The organism is Candidatus Tisiphia endosymbiont of Dascillus cervinus (assembly GCF_964026405.1).
Taxonomy (GTDB): domain Bacteria; phylum Pseudomonadota; class Alphaproteobacteria; order Rickettsiales; family Rickettsiaceae; genus Tisiphia.
In genome coordinates this window covers 227696-242546 of sequence record NZ_OZ032146.1, presented here as the reverse complement: position 1 = coordinate 242546, position 14851 = coordinate 227696, and the positions used below count along the sequence as shown (strand labels likewise).

The 14851-nt window shown below is 32.5% G+C and carries 13 protein-coding genes and 1 pseudogene; 5 read left to right on the top strand and 9 right to left on the bottom strand.

Going from position 1 to position 14851, the window contains the following annotated elements; all coding sequences use genetic code 11:
* Positions 1–19: 19 nt before the first annotated feature.
* Positions 20–2119 carry an NAD-dependent DNA ligase LigA gene (gene ligA / locus AAGD19_RS01120; protein ID WP_341747972.1) on the top strand — a complete coding sequence of 700 codons (2100 nt, stop codon included), beginning with the start codon at positions 20–22 and terminating at the stop codon, positions 2117–2119.
* Here ligA and fmt read toward each other — a convergent pair.
* Positions 2108–3028, bottom strand: coding sequence for a methionyl-tRNA formyltransferase (gene fmt, locus AAGD19_RS01115; protein WP_341747971.1), 921 nt, complete (start codon positions 3026–3028; stop codon positions 2108–2110). The genes ligA and fmt overlap by 12 nt on opposite strands.
* Positions 3019–3552: a peptide deformylase gene (def, locus tag AAGD19_RS01110; RefSeq protein WP_341747970.1), complete on the bottom strand. Its 534-nt coding sequence runs from the start codon at positions 3550–3552 to the stop codon at positions 3019–3021. Before def ends, fmt begins: the two co-directional genes overlap by 10 nt.
* A 363-nt stretch (positions 3553–3915) precedes the next feature.
* Between def and AAGD19_RS01105 the strand changes: the two genes are divergently transcribed.
* Positions 3916–4275, top strand: coding sequence for a hypothetical protein (locus AAGD19_RS01105; RefSeq protein WP_341747969.1), 360 nt, complete (start codon positions 3916–3918; stop codon positions 4273–4275).
* A 125-nt stretch (positions 4276–4400) separates the two neighbouring features.
* Here the strand turns inward: AAGD19_RS01105 and AAGD19_RS01100 are convergent, their stop codons facing one another.
* Positions 4401–5432 (bottom strand): transposase, encoded by a 1032-nt coding sequence (locus tag AAGD19_RS01100; RefSeq protein ID WP_341747968.1) that lies wholly within the window; start codon positions 5430–5432, stop codon positions 4401–4403.
* Positions 5433–5580: 148 nt separating this feature from the next.
* Here AAGD19_RS01100 and AAGD19_RS01095 point away from each other — a divergent pair, with 148 nt between their 5' ends.
* Entirely contained in the window at positions 5581–7416 is a 1836-nt protein-coding gene (locus AAGD19_RS01095) for a tetratricopeptide repeat protein (protein ID WP_341747967.1), read from the top strand.
* An 83-nt stretch (positions 7417–7499) separates the two neighbouring features.
* Here AAGD19_RS01095 and AAGD19_RS01090 read toward each other — a convergent pair whose 3' ends face one another.
* From AAGD19_RS01090 to AAGD19_RS01075, 4 genes are all read right to left on the bottom strand, one after another.
* Positions 7500–8135 carry a histidine phosphotransferase family protein gene (locus tag AAGD19_RS01090; protein WP_341747966.1) on the bottom strand — a complete coding sequence of 212 codons (636 nt, stop codon included), beginning with the start codon at positions 8133–8135 and terminating at the stop codon, positions 7500–7502.
* Between the two features lie 4 nt (positions 8136–8139).
* Positions 8140–9930 (bottom strand): succinate dehydrogenase flavoprotein subunit, encoded by a 1791-nt coding sequence (gene sdhA / locus AAGD19_RS01085; protein WP_341747965.1) that lies wholly within the window; start codon positions 9928–9930, stop codon positions 8140–8142.
* A 266-nt stretch (positions 9931–10196) separates the two neighbouring features.
* Positions 10197–10433, bottom strand: a complete 237-nt coding sequence (locus tag AAGD19_RS01080; RefSeq protein ID WP_341748412.1) for a nucleotidyltransferase — start codon at positions 10431–10433, stop codon at positions 10197–10199.
* A gap of 66 nt (positions 10434–10499) precedes the next feature.
* Positions 10500–10787: a hypothetical protein gene (locus AAGD19_RS01075; protein ID WP_341747964.1), complete on the bottom strand. Its 288-nt coding sequence runs from the start codon at positions 10785–10787 to the stop codon at positions 10500–10502.
* Between the two features lie 178 nt (positions 10788–10965).
* Here AAGD19_RS01075 and AAGD19_RS01070 point away from each other — a divergent pair.
* Positions 10966–11757, top strand: a pseudogene (locus AAGD19_RS01070) (transposase); the annotation flags it as partial.
* Between the two features lie 37 nt (positions 11758–11794).
* Here the strand turns inward: AAGD19_RS01070 and AAGD19_RS01065 are convergent.
* On the bottom strand, positions 11795–12952 hold the full coding sequence (locus AAGD19_RS01065) for a hypothetical protein (protein WP_341747963.1): 1158 nt from the start codon (positions 12950–12952) through the stop codon (positions 11795–11797).
* Between the two features lie 365 nt (positions 12953–13317).
* Complete coding sequence (locus AAGD19_RS01060) at positions 13318–14010, bottom strand: CvpA family protein (RefSeq protein WP_341747962.1); 693 nt, start codon at positions 14008–14010, stop codon at positions 13318–13320.
* Between the two features lie 183 nt (positions 14011–14193).
* Here AAGD19_RS01060 and AAGD19_RS01055 point away from each other — a divergent pair, with 183 nt between their 5' ends.
* Complete coding sequence (locus AAGD19_RS01055) at positions 14194–14766, top strand: YqgE/AlgH family protein (protein ID WP_341747961.1); 573 nt, start codon at positions 14194–14196, stop codon at positions 14764–14766.
* Positions 14767–14851 lie beyond the last annotated feature (85 nt).

Here is a 14851-nt window from a genome sequence, read left to right as displayed (position 1 = left end):
TCAAACTTTTACGATTAATATGCAAAATATTCCAACCAATATTGAACATCTTTCTGAATCAGAGGTAGAAAACTTACTAAAACAACTGGCAAGTGAGATAGAAAAATATAATAAAGCATATCACCAAGAAGATACTCCTCTGATTTCTGATGCTGAATATGATCAATTATTTAATTTAAATCTTGAACTTGAAAAAAAATTTCCTCATCTTGTGCTGGCAAATAGTCCAACTAAACAAATCGGTAGTCTAGCTGCAGAGAAATTTTCTAAAGTAAAACATATAAATCCAATGTTTTCTCTTAGTAATGCATTTGATAATGAGGATGTATCAGAATTTATAAATAGAATAAAGAATTTCTTACGTCTTGATAGTTTTCAACCTATCTTTTGCGAACCTAAAATAGACGGTTTATCTTTTTCTGCTACCTATAAGAATGGCATACTCACCACTGCTGCGACAAGAGGTGATGGTTTTATTGGAGAAGATATAACTGAAAATATTAAGACTATCAAGCATTTCCCTCATTCAATAGTCTTGGATACAGCAATTTTGGAAGTAAGAGGTGAGGTTTATATCAATAAACAAGATTTTCTATTATTAAATCAAGCACAAGAATTATCAAAAAAAGATAAATTTGCAAACCCGCGTAACGCGGCTGCTGGGTCGTTAAGGCAGTTAGATCCAAACGTTACAGCAAGTAGACCTCTAAGGTATTTTGTTTATGCTGTGGGAAGTAGTAGTAACAAAATAGCTGATTCTCAGGATGCTTTATTAGATAAGTTAAAAGAGCTAGGGTTTATCGTTAATAATATAGGAAAATTAGCATATTCTGAAAATGATATGAAATATTTCTATGAATATTTGAATTCATCTAGAGATCAATTGCCTTATGAAATTGATGGTATTGTCTATAAGCTAAATGATTTTGCTTTGCAGCAAAGGATGGGTTTTATCGCAAGAAGCCCAAGATTTGCTATTGCTCATAAATTCCCTGCAATAGTTGGTCAAACTAAACTAATTAATATTACTCTACAAGTAGGTAGGACAGGTGTGTTAACGCCTGTTGCTGAGTTAGAGCCGCTTTCTATTGGGGGAGTTAGGGTATCAAGAGCTACATTACATAATTATCAGGAAATCATAAGGAAAGATATAAGGATTAATGATTATGTGTTTTTGCAGAGGGCAGGGGACGTCATACCGCAAATTACTGCGGTAGATTTTACTAAACGTTCTAGTGAATCACAAAAAATCGATATACCAAAACTTTGTCCGTCTTGTGATTCTAATTTACATTATAATCAAGAGACAATAATAATTCGTTGTGATAATGGGTTGAATTGTCCTGCTCAAAATTATGAACGAATTTGTCATTTCACATCTAAAAATGCTTTAGATATAGATGGTTTGGGGGAAAAACAAATAGAATTTTTGCTGGAAAAATCTTTAATAGAAAATCCTGTGGATATTTTTTATTTACAAAATAATAATGAAAAAAGCTTAGTCAAGCTTGAAAATATGGTAGGATGGGGGCGAATTTCTGTAGAAAACCTATTTGCAAACATTGAAAAATCCAAAACCGTCCCCCTAAATAAATTCATTTATTCCCTAGGAATTAGGCATATTGGCGAACAAAATGCCAAATTACTTGCTCGAGAATTTCAGAATTATGGTAATTTTATAGAAGCTATGGAATCTTTATTAAAGGGTGATCAGCCTATGTACCAAAGGTTAAATGATCTAGAAGGAATAGGAGATAAAATTTTGGTGGATATTATCGATTTCTTTGATATTAAAGAAAATCTACAAATTATTCATCAGTTAAGTAAAATTTTAGAAATTCAAGACTATAGTGATCAAACCACCAAAACTGCATTAACTGGTAAAGTTGTAGTATTTACTGGTTCTTTACTTACTCTTTCAAGAGCAGAAGCAAAATCTCAGGCAGAGAAATTAGGAGCTAAGGTAAGTAGTAGTGTTTCGTCTGCTACTGCTGTAGTGGTGGCGGGTAGCGATGCTGGTAGTAAACTCAAAAAAGCTAAGGAACTTGGAATTAAAATTATTGATGAAGATGAGTGGCTGGAGTTAGTATATACTAATTCTCCCACATCAATTCAATAAAGTACCTAGGGGAATTTGTACCCCACGTATAAATTCTTCAACGTTTAAAGCTTTTCTTCCTTCTTGCTGTAATTTTCTGATGATCAAAGTACCCTTACCACAAGCTATTTCTAAGATATTATTATTAACCACAGTACCAGGCTGTAATTTAACATCCAAATCATTATAATACGCTTCTAGGATCTTTATAACTTTACCTCTATATTCAAAATATATTCCAGGCCATGGATTCATACCTCGAATTCTACAATCTATTTTGTAAGCAGTCTCATACCAATTTATCTTCCCTTCTTCTTTCTTGAGTTTATGAGCATAAATTACTCCATCTTTATCTTGGACAATCCTTGGTAGGTTATCAATATTATCTAAAGTTTTAACCAATAAATCAGCCCCTATTTCTGCACATTGGTCATGCAAAACTGGTAAAGTTATTCTAGGAGAGAGTGAAAACAAATGCTGCAATATAATATCACCAGTATCCCACCCCTCATCCATCTGCATTATGCATACAGAAGTTTCAGAGTCTCCCTCTATAATAGTACTCTGCAATGGAGCAGCTCCCCTATGACGTGGTAAACTTGAGGGATGGATATTAAGACATCCATATTTCTTGGCTTGTAGGATAACTTGTGGTATCAAGAATCCATAAGCAACTACTACTATTATATCCGCATTAATTGAATTAATTAAATTGGTTATTTCTTCGGTTTTCAAGGTTTTAGGGGTATAAGTTGGAATATCATATTTTGATGCCAAACTATGGATAGGTGATGCTACCTCATTTAGCCCCCTTCCTTTAGATTTTGGAGATTGAGTGAATACAGCAACCACTTGGTGATCTTTACTGTTAATTAAACTCTTAAGAGTAGGTACAGCAAATTCAGGCGTACCCATGAAAATTACTTGCACAAAATATTATTTTTCAGTTTTTTTAATTTACGTAATGCTATGTCCTTTTTTATATCACTTAAATAATCAATTAGTAGTCTACCATCTAAATGATCCATTTCATGCTGAATAACCCTAGCAAGCCAACCATCAGCTTTTAATTCTTGCTGGTTATTATGATAATCTAAGAATCTTATAGTTATAGACTCAGACCTTGCTACTTCAACCCGTTGTTCCGGTAGAGATAAACACCCTTCTATTGCCACAACTAATTCTTTAGATTTGTCTATTATCTTCGGGTCAGCGATAAATAATGGATAAAACCCAGCGGGTCTTTCTGTATCATCATTATTCTGCAAATCAACTACCAATATACGCTGAGCTATTCCAATCTGAATGGCAGCTAACCCCACACCATGATCATGATACATAGTTTCAACCATGTCATCCATCAACTTTCTTATATTATCATCGATTATGCTTACTGGCAAAGATTTTTGTTTTAATTTTGAATCTGGAGCAGTCACAATAGGTAACACAGGCATAGTACTTTAAAACCATAAATTATTTATACTTTTCTGCTTTGAAATTCGTAGGATTATTCGAGTATGCAAAAACATTTACATTGTACCACAAAATAACCAATGAGTCTAGTGTGAGCTATTTGCTAGCGAACGAAAAAAAGATGTGGTCAATAGTAAGCTACGCAGGGCTGATATCCTCCTAATGGGGATTATTACTTGAGCCTAGTATTAACTTGTTACATCGAATACAGGTTAAATTATTAAGAAAGTTTAAAATATTTACACTTTTTTACCCTGAAACTATTAGTACACGCATAAAAATCATTATACTTCTTAGGTTCTGCACGCAGAACTTAATTAAAATCAATATATGGTAATAAATTTATGGTTAACAAAGTAAATATATATAATGTTATTAAATTCCAATCCCCATTTGAACGTCTTAAATCATACACTAATTCACCTGATGTTATCTTACGTAAAGCTATTATTACTCAGGCAATTATTGACGCAACCAATATATCAAAATTCCGCACAGCAAAAAAGCTAGAACAAGAAGCAAAATTATGGATTTTTGGTGGTAGTGAATCTTTTAAAGAAACTTGTCTAGAAGGTGGGATTGAGCCATCTTTTGTAGTAAGAGTAACCAAAGCAATTATAAAGCTACATAAGAATAAATCTAGGCTTAGAAAGTCATCACAACAAAACTCAGTAGATAGTAAAAACAAAAAAAACATTATTTAGAACAAAATTATAACCTTATTTAAGTTAGCTATAAAATGTTACAATTTAGGTAAAATTACGGTCAAAGAATCGCTTTTTAACTGAAAAATACTTTAAAAAAACAATTTGGAGTAAAGCGTCAAAACTTACGCTATGTAAGGTTCTAAATAGCGTAAAGAGGGTGAACGTAACTGCTGTTGCATATAATGATCTAAAAGCCCTAACTTTATTTGATAAACCGTCTTACCTATTTTGTGTGCAGTTCTTTTTAGAAAAGCCCACACTAAAAATGCACAACTAATGTGATTACGCTGGATGCGTTGTTTTCTGCATTGGCATCGTTCTATACCGGTAAGTTGCTTGATTTCTCTATGCATGCTCTCAATTACCCAACGAAAGCCACACTCATCTTGTACGGCTTTAGAAGATTTTTGAGTTTTGTTATTGGTAACAATATAATCAACTCTGTTGGTAGAAACAGTAAGTTTAAACAAATTAACATGCTTATCTTTTGCAAAGCCCTTTATATGAATCTCCACTCCGCTCTTAATTTCCTCATCTGAAAACGTTAACTTGCTAACAGCTTTATAAGGCTTAGAAGAGGAAGTTTTAGTAACGTTTCTATTTGCTTTAATAGGAGCATAATAATATTTACCCAAGGAATCAACATGTTGCATAATTTTATGCGTAGCATACCATGTGTCAAAAAGCACAGTTTGAAAAGGAATCTTTTTGCTATACACAGCATTATTTAACATATTTAATAGGTGTTCTACTTTTGTCGCTCCATCATGTTCGGGCGAAAAAATTCGGTAATCTATTACCCAAAACTTATTAATATCCGGATTATAATATACCAAACTTACTACTCCTATACCAGTAGTAATACCACCTGTAGCCCCACTGTACTGTGATCTAGCAACTTCTATTTTCTTGGTATTTCTTTTATTTAACACCGTATCATCAAATATTGTATATCCGTTAGGCGATAAAATAACATCATCCTTAATATGTTCCCATAACAAAGAAGGTGTATATTTTTCATTTTTTAAAAATCTATTAATAACATCATGGCTACATTTTTTGGCATGTTCAGCATAGTAGGTCAAACTATAATTCTTTTGACTCACTATTAGAAATTGACAGTAATCTGTCCTATTAACTGGTATTGCTTGCAATTTTATCCTCTTGGCATTTGTAAATTATACTCAACATAATGTACCATTTTTTTTCTCATAGCGTAAGTTTTGTAATATATCTGAAGAAGTTGCTTTAGCAAAAAAAGAAGTAATATCATATTTAACTGCTACTAATAAATGGTTATTAGTGTTTGATAATTTAAAAGTTAATGAAAATAAGAAAGTACAAGATTTAATTGATTGGGAGCATAATGGTCAGGTCGTGTTTTGTTCGCAAGATAATGAAAAGTTATCTAATATTATAGCAATGCCCCTACTTGATGTGTCTACTATTGTAGCTTTAGCTAATAACTTATTAGACAATAAAAATAACAATAATATCGAATTTTTAATGCAATCTTTTAGTGGTTATCCAATATTGATAGTGCAAGGAGCTCAATTACTTAACAAAGTTAAAGGTTTAGATAAAGAGGAATATAAAAAGAAAATTTATCAATCGACTGATAAAATAGCAACAAATATTAGCATGGCTATTCAACAATTAAATCCTAGTGCAGTAAAATTACTTAATAAAATAGCTTTACTAAATAACCAAAGCTTCTCGAAACAGCTTCTTAGCACCATTACTGATCATAAAGATACTTTAGATGATGATATATATCAATTATCTAAATCTATGCTAATCAGTAATATTGATCCTAACAAAGATAACCCTATTTTTGAAATGCATGATATAGTTAGCAATAAAATAATGGAACTAAATGGTAATAATAATAAAATATATTTAAAAAATATTATTAGCAAATTACCTAAATTTAAAGGGTCTTATTCAGGATATTTGTGGAAAAGAGCCAAGACTATACTAGAAAACTTAGAAATTCTTTTAAAAAACTCTGAGAAATATAATGTTGACCTATACGCAATACTTACCTTAAGGGTAGAGTTATTCTCTCTGTATATCAACCTTCATAATGCCAGCAAAGCACAACAAATGTTTGATTGGTTTAGTCAAAAAGATAAAGAATTTAAATTGTGGCAGATGTCTGAAACTCAAAAATTTTATTATGCTAAGTACTTAGGAATAGTGGGAGCGTATTATAAAACAATATTAATGGATTTTAACACAGCAATTTCTTATTTTACTAAAGCATTAAATATTCTAGATAAGCTTGATAATGAAGCTGATTATTACGCTATTAAATTAAATCTTCTCTCTAATCTAGCTATGACTTATATATTCTTAGGTGAAATAAAAATATCTGAAGAACTTTTTAAAAAGATAGAAAAGCTAGTAAAATCAAGAGTAATGCAAGAAGATGAAATATATACACTATATATTATAAAATCTTCATTCTTTGAGATGCAAGGTCACTATCAAGAAGCTTTAGAGTGTGCAGATAAAGTTATTGAAATATTTATAAAAAATGGTCATAATATTAATGACTCATACGCTTTTACAATTTATATGTATAGAGCATATATGTTGAATTTTTTGGGTAGATATCAAGAATCTTATACTCAGGTTCAATCATTATATAACTCAATACACAATGAGTATGAAGATGGAGATATTTATGCAATAATGGCAAAAAGTGCATTAGGTTTAGGTAAAGTAGATCAAGCTTATGAATATATTAGTAATGCTATCCTCCTGTTCTTAGCAGAAGACAAGAAAAATGCAGAGAACACAAATTATTCTAAAAATCGTTATTTAGCAGATGCTTATGTAGTACAAGGTGATATTTTATTTGCTCAAGATAACCTGAATCAAGCTATAGAATCTTATAAAAAAGCTTTTGTTATATATCATTATTTATATGGAGATAGAAGTCAAAATGTTGCCCAAATGAGTTATTTGTATAATCATGGAGCAAAAGCTGCCTGTAAAAGCAAAGATTTATATAATTACAAATTTTTTGGCAAGCCACAAATTAAGGAATTTGGCATACACCATCCTAACACAGTTGATATGTTTGAATATTGCAAACAATATAACATGGATTTGTGGGTCAAGAACAATTAAACATTAAGGTTCAATCGTTGGAACTTTATATTAAGTGGCAGCTCATCGCAACTACCTTAACATTGGTTCTATCTATGCAATTGCTAATAGAGATTTCCAACGAGTATATACTCCACTGAATCGGTTGATGGAGTAATAGCTAATTTATAACCATATTCCGTAATTAAGTAGTAAGTGTAATATTCATGAACGTTTTCGATACTTACATCATCAATAGTTCTGTTTCCAAGCAAAATATCTGCTCTATCCTGATCAAGCTTGAGGTTTGGAGATGTTACTACAATTTTTATACCAATAAAATTGTCATTTTGTATCTCTAGTTCAATCTTAATAACAGCATCTCTGTATATATTGTTAGATGCTGCAACAATTAAACACATAATAATCTGAGCTATATTGTCATCGATATTTGTGCTGATTAACCTTGTGAACACTAGTTCAATATTATGATTTTTTGATTTTAAAAAATCAGTACTTAATCTATTAATTTCTGCAATAGCAATTTTGTTCCCCTCAGAAGGTAGAGAGTATACATAACGATGAAACTGTAAATAGCTCATGAGTCTATTTATACTATCCTGAACCAGTTTAGTAGCTTTCTCTTGATACTCTATAGTTTTTATTAACCCAATAGCATTATCTATAACACCTATTGATCCTGCAAAATCATGACATATTTTTTCATTTAAAGCTTGGCATAATTTTAGTGAATTTAGCATATTCTTAATAAACTCGTTTAGCTGGCGAAATGCTATCTACTTCATCTGTCAAAGTTGTAAGAGTTACAGGTTTGTAATCTAACTTCACCTTACCTTGCTCATCAATCCAAGCGAGTGTATGTTTCATCCATTCTTCATCATTACGCTCTGGGTAATCCTCCCTAGAATGAGCTCCCCTACTCTCTTTTCTAGCCGCTGCGCAGTGCACAGTAATTACCGCTTGATCTAATAAATTAGCTAGTTCTAATGCTTCAACCAAGTCGCTGTTCCATATTAATGATCTATCATTAACCTGAATATTTGCATATTCCTTTCTCGCTTGGTCAATCATTTCTATTCCTTCATCTAGAACCTCTTGAATTCTAAATACCGCTGCATGATTTTGCATGATTTTTTGCATTTTAAGTCTTAAGTCAGCTACTGGTAGGCCCCCTTTAGCATGACGTATACCATCAAATCTGCTAATTATTTTATCCAATATAGACTCCGGCAAGCTTTTATGCTTTTGCCCTACTTTAACAATTTCAGCAGCTTTTTGTGCTGCGGCTCTACCAAATACTACTAAATCAAGCAGAGAGTTTGATCCTAACCGATTGGCCCCATGTACTGAAACGCAAGCAGCTTCACCGATTGACATTAACCCAGGAATAATCTTATTATGATTATCCTGACCTTTATCAATCACTTGACCATGGTAATTTGTTGGTATTCCCCCCATATTATAATGCACTGTTGGTAATACAGGTATTGGCTGAAGAGTTACATCAATACCAGCAAAAATTTTAGCCGTCTCTGAAATACCGGGTAAACGTTCGTGAAGAATTTCCGGCGGTAAATGATCTAAATGTAAGAATACATGATCTTTATGCTCACCTACCCCTCTATTTTCTCTGATTTCCATGGTAATAGCTCTTGAGACCACATCTCTTGAAGCAAGGTCTTTAGCAGCTGGGGCATATCGTTCCATAAATCGCTCTCCATTAGAATTTACTAAATACCCACCTTCTCCTCTAGCACCTTCGGTAATTAAGCAACCAGCTCCATATATACCAGTTGGGTGGAATTGGACAAATTCCATATCTTGCAAGGCAATAGAACTTCTTGCCGCCATGCCACCTCCATCACCAGTACAAGTATGAGCACTTGTTGCAGAAAAATAAGCTCTACCATACCCGCCAGTAGCTAAGACCACTAAGTGAGCATGGAAACAGTGAATTGTTCCGTCATCAAGATTCCAAGCAACTATCCCTACACATTCTCCATTATTCATTAATAAATCAAGGGCAAAATATTCGATAAAAAACTGGGCTTTATTTTTTAAAGCCTGTTGATATAAAGTATGTAATATTGCATGACCAGTACGATCTGCTGCAGCACAAGTCCTTTGAGCTGCTTGTCCCTTACCATAATTTGTTGTCATGCCACCAAAGGGGCGTTGATAAATTTTGCCTTCTTCTGTTCGAGAAAAAGGTACTCCATAATGCTCAAGCTCTAGCACTGCTGCAGCTGCATGTTTACACATATACTCAATTGCGTCTTGATCACCCAACCAATCCGAGCCTTTTACTGTATCGTACATATGCCAACGCCAATCATCTTGCCCCATATTACCAAGAGAAGCACTAATGCCCCCTTGGGCAGCCACAGTATGACTCCTAGTTGGGAAAACCTTACTAATGCAAGCAGTATTTAAGCCCTCTTTCGCCATACCAAAAGTAGCCCTAAGACCAGCCCCACCTGCTCCAACTACCACTACATCAAATTCATGGTGGATAATATTATAAGATTTAAACATTTATATAAATTCCTTTTGTTTGTAATAATCCTTTTGTTCATAGTACCCTACATTTTTTATATAACCACTATTAAAATGGCTGCTGATTGTCATTGCGAGGAGTCGCTGAAAGCGGCGACGCGGCAATCTAGGATACGCGAAACGTTACTCTAAAAAAACAGCTTTGCTGTTTACCTAGATCGCCACGGCATCTAAAGATGCCTCGCGATGACGATTATAGAAAAATGTAGGGTACTATGCCTTTTGTTACAGAATATATCATATATTTATTCTTGACTAAGCTTTTCCAAACAAATTTTTTCAGTAATTTTTTGCAATTGTTCTACCCTGCCAATTAAATACAGCAACTGCTCCTTAGTAATCCTGTAGTTTTTGTCATATCTTGCTTTAACATAAGCATCTCGAAGTAATGTAAAACATGCTTTTTGCTCTTCACTTTCATAGGGAAATATTTTGCAAAGATCATGATAAAAAATCCGTGCTCTTTTGTTTAATTTTAATATATCATGTAATTTTGGTTTATAACCGGAAAAGACTAATAAAATAGCATTGTAAAAACTCTCGGTAGCTTAATGAAGTAAAAAGGCTGATTCAGAGTAATTGTCATCTTCAAAAAAAGCTTTTATTCCAATGAATAGTCCTTTTCCTCTACCAAACCAACATTCATATTCTTCTTGAGCTATTGGTTTGCGTTCTGACCATGGCAAGTCCTTAGCTTCCGATAGCACAAATTCCCCAGTATCATATAGCAAAATTCCTTCATTTCTAATATCACGAAAAAAATACTTACCTTTCTCGAGTTGGTTATTTACAAAGTGAATAGGCTCAAGTATCAGTGTCACTGATGGTTCTTTCATGGATACTAATGGATCTTTGGTAATATCTATAGGGAATTTTCTATCTAATCTTTTATGTCAAAACTTACGCTATGAGAAAAAAAATGGTACATTATGTTGAGTATAATTTACAAATGCCAAGAGGATAAAATTGCAAGCAATACCAGTTAATAGGACAGATTACTGTCAATTTCTAATAGTGAGTCAAAAGAATTATAGTTTGACCTACTATGCTGAACATGCCAAAAAATGTAGCCATGATGTTATTAATAGATTTTTAAAAAATGAAAAATATACACCTTCTTTGTTATGGGAACATATTAAGGATGATGTTATTTTATCGCCTAACGGATATACAATATTTGATGATACGGTGTTAAATAAAAGAAATACCAAGAAAATAGAAATTGCTAGATCACAGTACAGTGGGGCTACAGGTGGTATTACTACTGGTATAGGAGTAGTAAGTTTGGTATATTATAATCCGGATATTAATAAGTTTTGGGTAATAGATTACCGAATTTTTTCGCCCGAACATGATGGAGCGACAAAAGTAGAACACCTATTAAATATGTTAAATAATGCTGTGTATAGCAAAAAGATTCCTTTTCAAACTGTGCTTTTTGACACATGGTATGCTACGCATAAAATTATGCAACATGTTGATTCCTTGGGTAAATATTATTATGCTCCTATTAAAGCAAATAGAAACGTTACTAAAACTTCCTCTTCTAAGCCTTATAAAGCTGTTAGCAAGTTAACGTTTTCAGATGAGGAAATTAAGAGCGGAGTGGAGATTCATATAAAGGGCTTTGCAAAAGATAAGCATGTTAATTTGTTTAAACTTACTGTTTCTACCAACAGAGTTGATTATATTGTTACCAATAACAAAACTCAAAAATCTTCTAAAGCCGTACAAGATGAGTGTGGCTTTCGTTGGGTAATTGAGAGCATGCATAGAGAAATCAAGCAACTTACCGGTATAGAACGATGCCAATGCAGAAAACAACGCATCCAGCGTAATCACATTAGTTGTGCATTTTTAGTGTGGGCTTTTCTAAAAAGAACTGCACACAAAATAGGTAAGACGGTTTATCAAATAAAGTTAGGGCTTTTAGATCATTATATGCAACAGCAGTTACGTTCACCCTCTTTACGCTATTTAGAACCTTACATAGCGTAAGTTTTGACAATAATCTTAGTATTTTTTTAAGTTCTGGTATAATATCATTTACCTTTTTATCACTCATATTGTTATGTGATAGATCTAGTACTTTAACATTAGTCTCTTCAAGTGATTCTATAAGACCTTTTGCTCTTTTATTGCCTATTCTATTATCTGATAGATTTAGTTCTTGAACATTAGTCCCTTTAAGTGATTCAAGACCTATTGCTCCTTTATTGCCTATTCCATTATATGCTAGATTTAATGTAGTAACTTTAGTATCTGTAAGCATTGTTCCAAAGTTTATTCCTTCTATACTACCATGTAGTATACTTAATACTTTAACATTACTATCTTTAAGAAATTCTCCAATCTTTTGTACTTTTTGAGGATCAATCTTAAGAGCCCATAGACATAATTCAGTAATTTTACTATTTTTGAGTTGTTGTTCGAGCCTGTCTATGTCTAGATTATAGCTGAAAGTTAACTTACTAGCATCACTACCTAGTATAATATTACCATAAGCATCATGTAGTATAAGACCATCTTTTTCCCTAATAAGAGAAGGGGCATGGTTTTGGCTAGTTGAAGTAGTTGCAGGAGTAGTATCAAAAAGAACAGGCATCTTACTCACCCCAGTGGGACTTGTTACTCTACTCAATGAGCTATTTGGATTATCGATAGCTTTATTGGGTGGAGCAGTAGTATTAGGAAAAGCGGCAGAAGCGGCAGAAAGGAGGGTAGCAAGAGTCAAGAAACCTTGTGCAGTAAGAGTATGTGGTATAGCTCCATTAATAGGGTCTATACTATTCTGCTTTGGAAGATTAAGTGCATAATTCGGTATGGCAGGAATATTAGGTAAGGCATCTATGTTTGGTGTATTCTTTTCTTGTATGTTGTTCCCATTATTCATCTTTTTACTCAATAAGTATGATTCAGTATCTTGTTTTTTTAGGAACTCCCCCTGAATCTTCCGAACATGATTAACCCTATTTCCATTACTATACTTAATACGTCCCATATTTTTTCTCTCCAGTTATATTACAAATTATTAAAAATTTATTTACTATAGGATAGTATTAGAATAATATCTGTTAACTAATGTCAAGCAAATAATAACAATACTTTAAATATTTAGGAACTTTTTTGTAAAATAACTTAGTCTAGATAGCATTATATGTAACCTGAGTTCGATGTAAGACATCGGTTTAATAGCCCCGATGTCACCTCTAACAGAGATAATACTGATAACTTGTTACATCGAACTTAGGTTAAATTACCTTATATTCGACAACAAATTTTTGCTCTTGAATAAACTCATGATTAGCTATATCTTGAATATATCTACCAATAATATAACTCTTTTTATTATAGTTATTCAATAGCCTAGTCATGATTCTCTACTTTTTTTGATAATACTTCATCAAGTTCTTGCATAAGATCTTCAGGGAGTTGTTTTACTTTATTGGGAGATTCTTGAGATTGTGATTTTTCTAACACATTTGTAGTATCAATAATCTTTGATTTTTTAGGTAATTTAATGAATTCCAAACTATCTTGTGGTAGAGTTCTTATAAGATTTTTACTTAAATTATCTAGATACGATGTAGTCACAGATTCCTTAAGCCATCTTGGATATTTATCAATAGTAGTATTTTGCATAACGTCTTTTAGGGTTTCTGCTTGTAAGTAACTGTCAGAAAAGAAAATTGTTAGGACTAGGAAGATACATAAACAAATAATCATACCTCTAAACATGCCTGCGGCTAAGCCTAGAGATCTGTCAATGACCCCACCACTTATAACAGAGATCATCAAAAGAAATTTACGGGTTACAAAAGAGCATATGATTAGAGAGATAATATAGGAAATAATCCCAGAGGTAACTACCAATGCAATGTGGTTATTAAAATATCGAGTAATAATGGAAATAGTATATGGAGATAGGTAATAGGCAAAAAGAATTGAGACTATAAAGCCAAGTAAGCTAATAGTAAGCTTTATTATTCCTCCATATGCCCCGAGCATCGATGAAGTAGTAATAATTGCCAATATTATTATATCAAACCAAGTAAACATTAGACTTTTTAAAAAATTACTTTAAGTTTAGAACAGAAGTTGAGTATATTTACTATCATGTTCAAAATTTTTATTAAACCTCTCAGATGAAGTTTCAAAAGAGGTCTATTGAATAGCAGTAATTTAACATTATATGTATCTAAAAGCTAGTATGTTAATAAATTTTAAAATACAATAAACATTATGAGTGTAAACGATAAGATTTTTGATAATTTATCTGGTAAGGTTCTGATCGCTACTCCTTACATGCTTGATGGTATATTTAATAAATCACTTATTTATATGCTGTCTCATACAGCAGAAGGAGCAATGGGTTTAATTTTCAATAATTTGGTAAATCATATAGAGATAAAATCGTTTTTTAAAATATCTGATGATCAAGTAGATAGTAACATTATGATGCCTATATATCTAGGAGGACCAGTTGAGCATGAACGCGGATTCTTCCTACATTCTGATGATTATGATGAAAATCTACTATTGAAATTTCAGAATCATTTAGCAGTTAGCTCTAATCCTAAAATCCCTCATGATATTGCTTCTGGTCATGGTCCTAAAAATAGTTTATTTATTATTGGATACACTGCTTGGAAGGCAGGGCAGCTTGAAACAGAGATTAAGGAGAATTTGTGGATAATAACAAAATGTGATAAAGAATTTATTTTTTCTGATCATCCAGAGAATAAGTGGCACAATGCTTTACACAATCTCGGTATCAAAGAATCCCACTTTACTTCACGAATGGCTAATGCTTAACATCAGATCATAAACTTGAGAATTAATTCTTCAAGTTGTTATAGTAGTTTATGGAGGGAATCTTGACTTGGGTTGTTTTTTGTAA

Coding starts and splice junctions, on each gene's coding strand:
- ligA (WP_341747972.1), top strand. CDS start 20: ATGCAAAATATTCCAACCAATATTGAACATCTTTCTGAATCAGAGGTA.
- def (WP_341747970.1), bottom strand. CDS start 3,552: ATGCCTGTGTTACCTATTGTGACTGCTCCAGATTCAAAATTAAAACAA.
- AAGD19_RS01105 (WP_341747969.1), top strand. CDS start 3,916: ATGGTTAACAAAGTAAATATATATAATGTTATTAAATTCCAATCCCCA.
- AAGD19_RS01090 (WP_341747966.1), bottom strand. CDS start 8,135: ATGCTAAATTCACTAAAATTATGCCAAGCTTTAAATGAAAAAATATGT.
- sdhA (WP_341747965.1), bottom strand. CDS start 9,930: ATGTTTAAATCTTATAATATTATCCACCATGAATTTGATGTAGTGGTA.
- AAGD19_RS01075 (WP_341747964.1), bottom strand. CDS start 10,787: ATGAAAGAACCATCAGTGACACTGATACTTGAGCCTATTCACTTTGTA.
- AAGD19_RS01065 (WP_341747963.1), bottom strand. CDS start 12,952: ATGGGACGTATTAAGTATAGTAATGGAAATAGGGTTAATCATGTTCGG.
- AAGD19_RS01060 (WP_341747962.1), bottom strand. CDS start 14,010: ATGTTTACTTGGTTTGATATAATAATATTGGCAATTATTACTACTTCA.
- AAGD19_RS01055 (WP_341747961.1), top strand. CDS start 14,194: ATGAGTGTAAACGATAAGATTTTTGATAATTTATCTGGTAAGGTTCTG.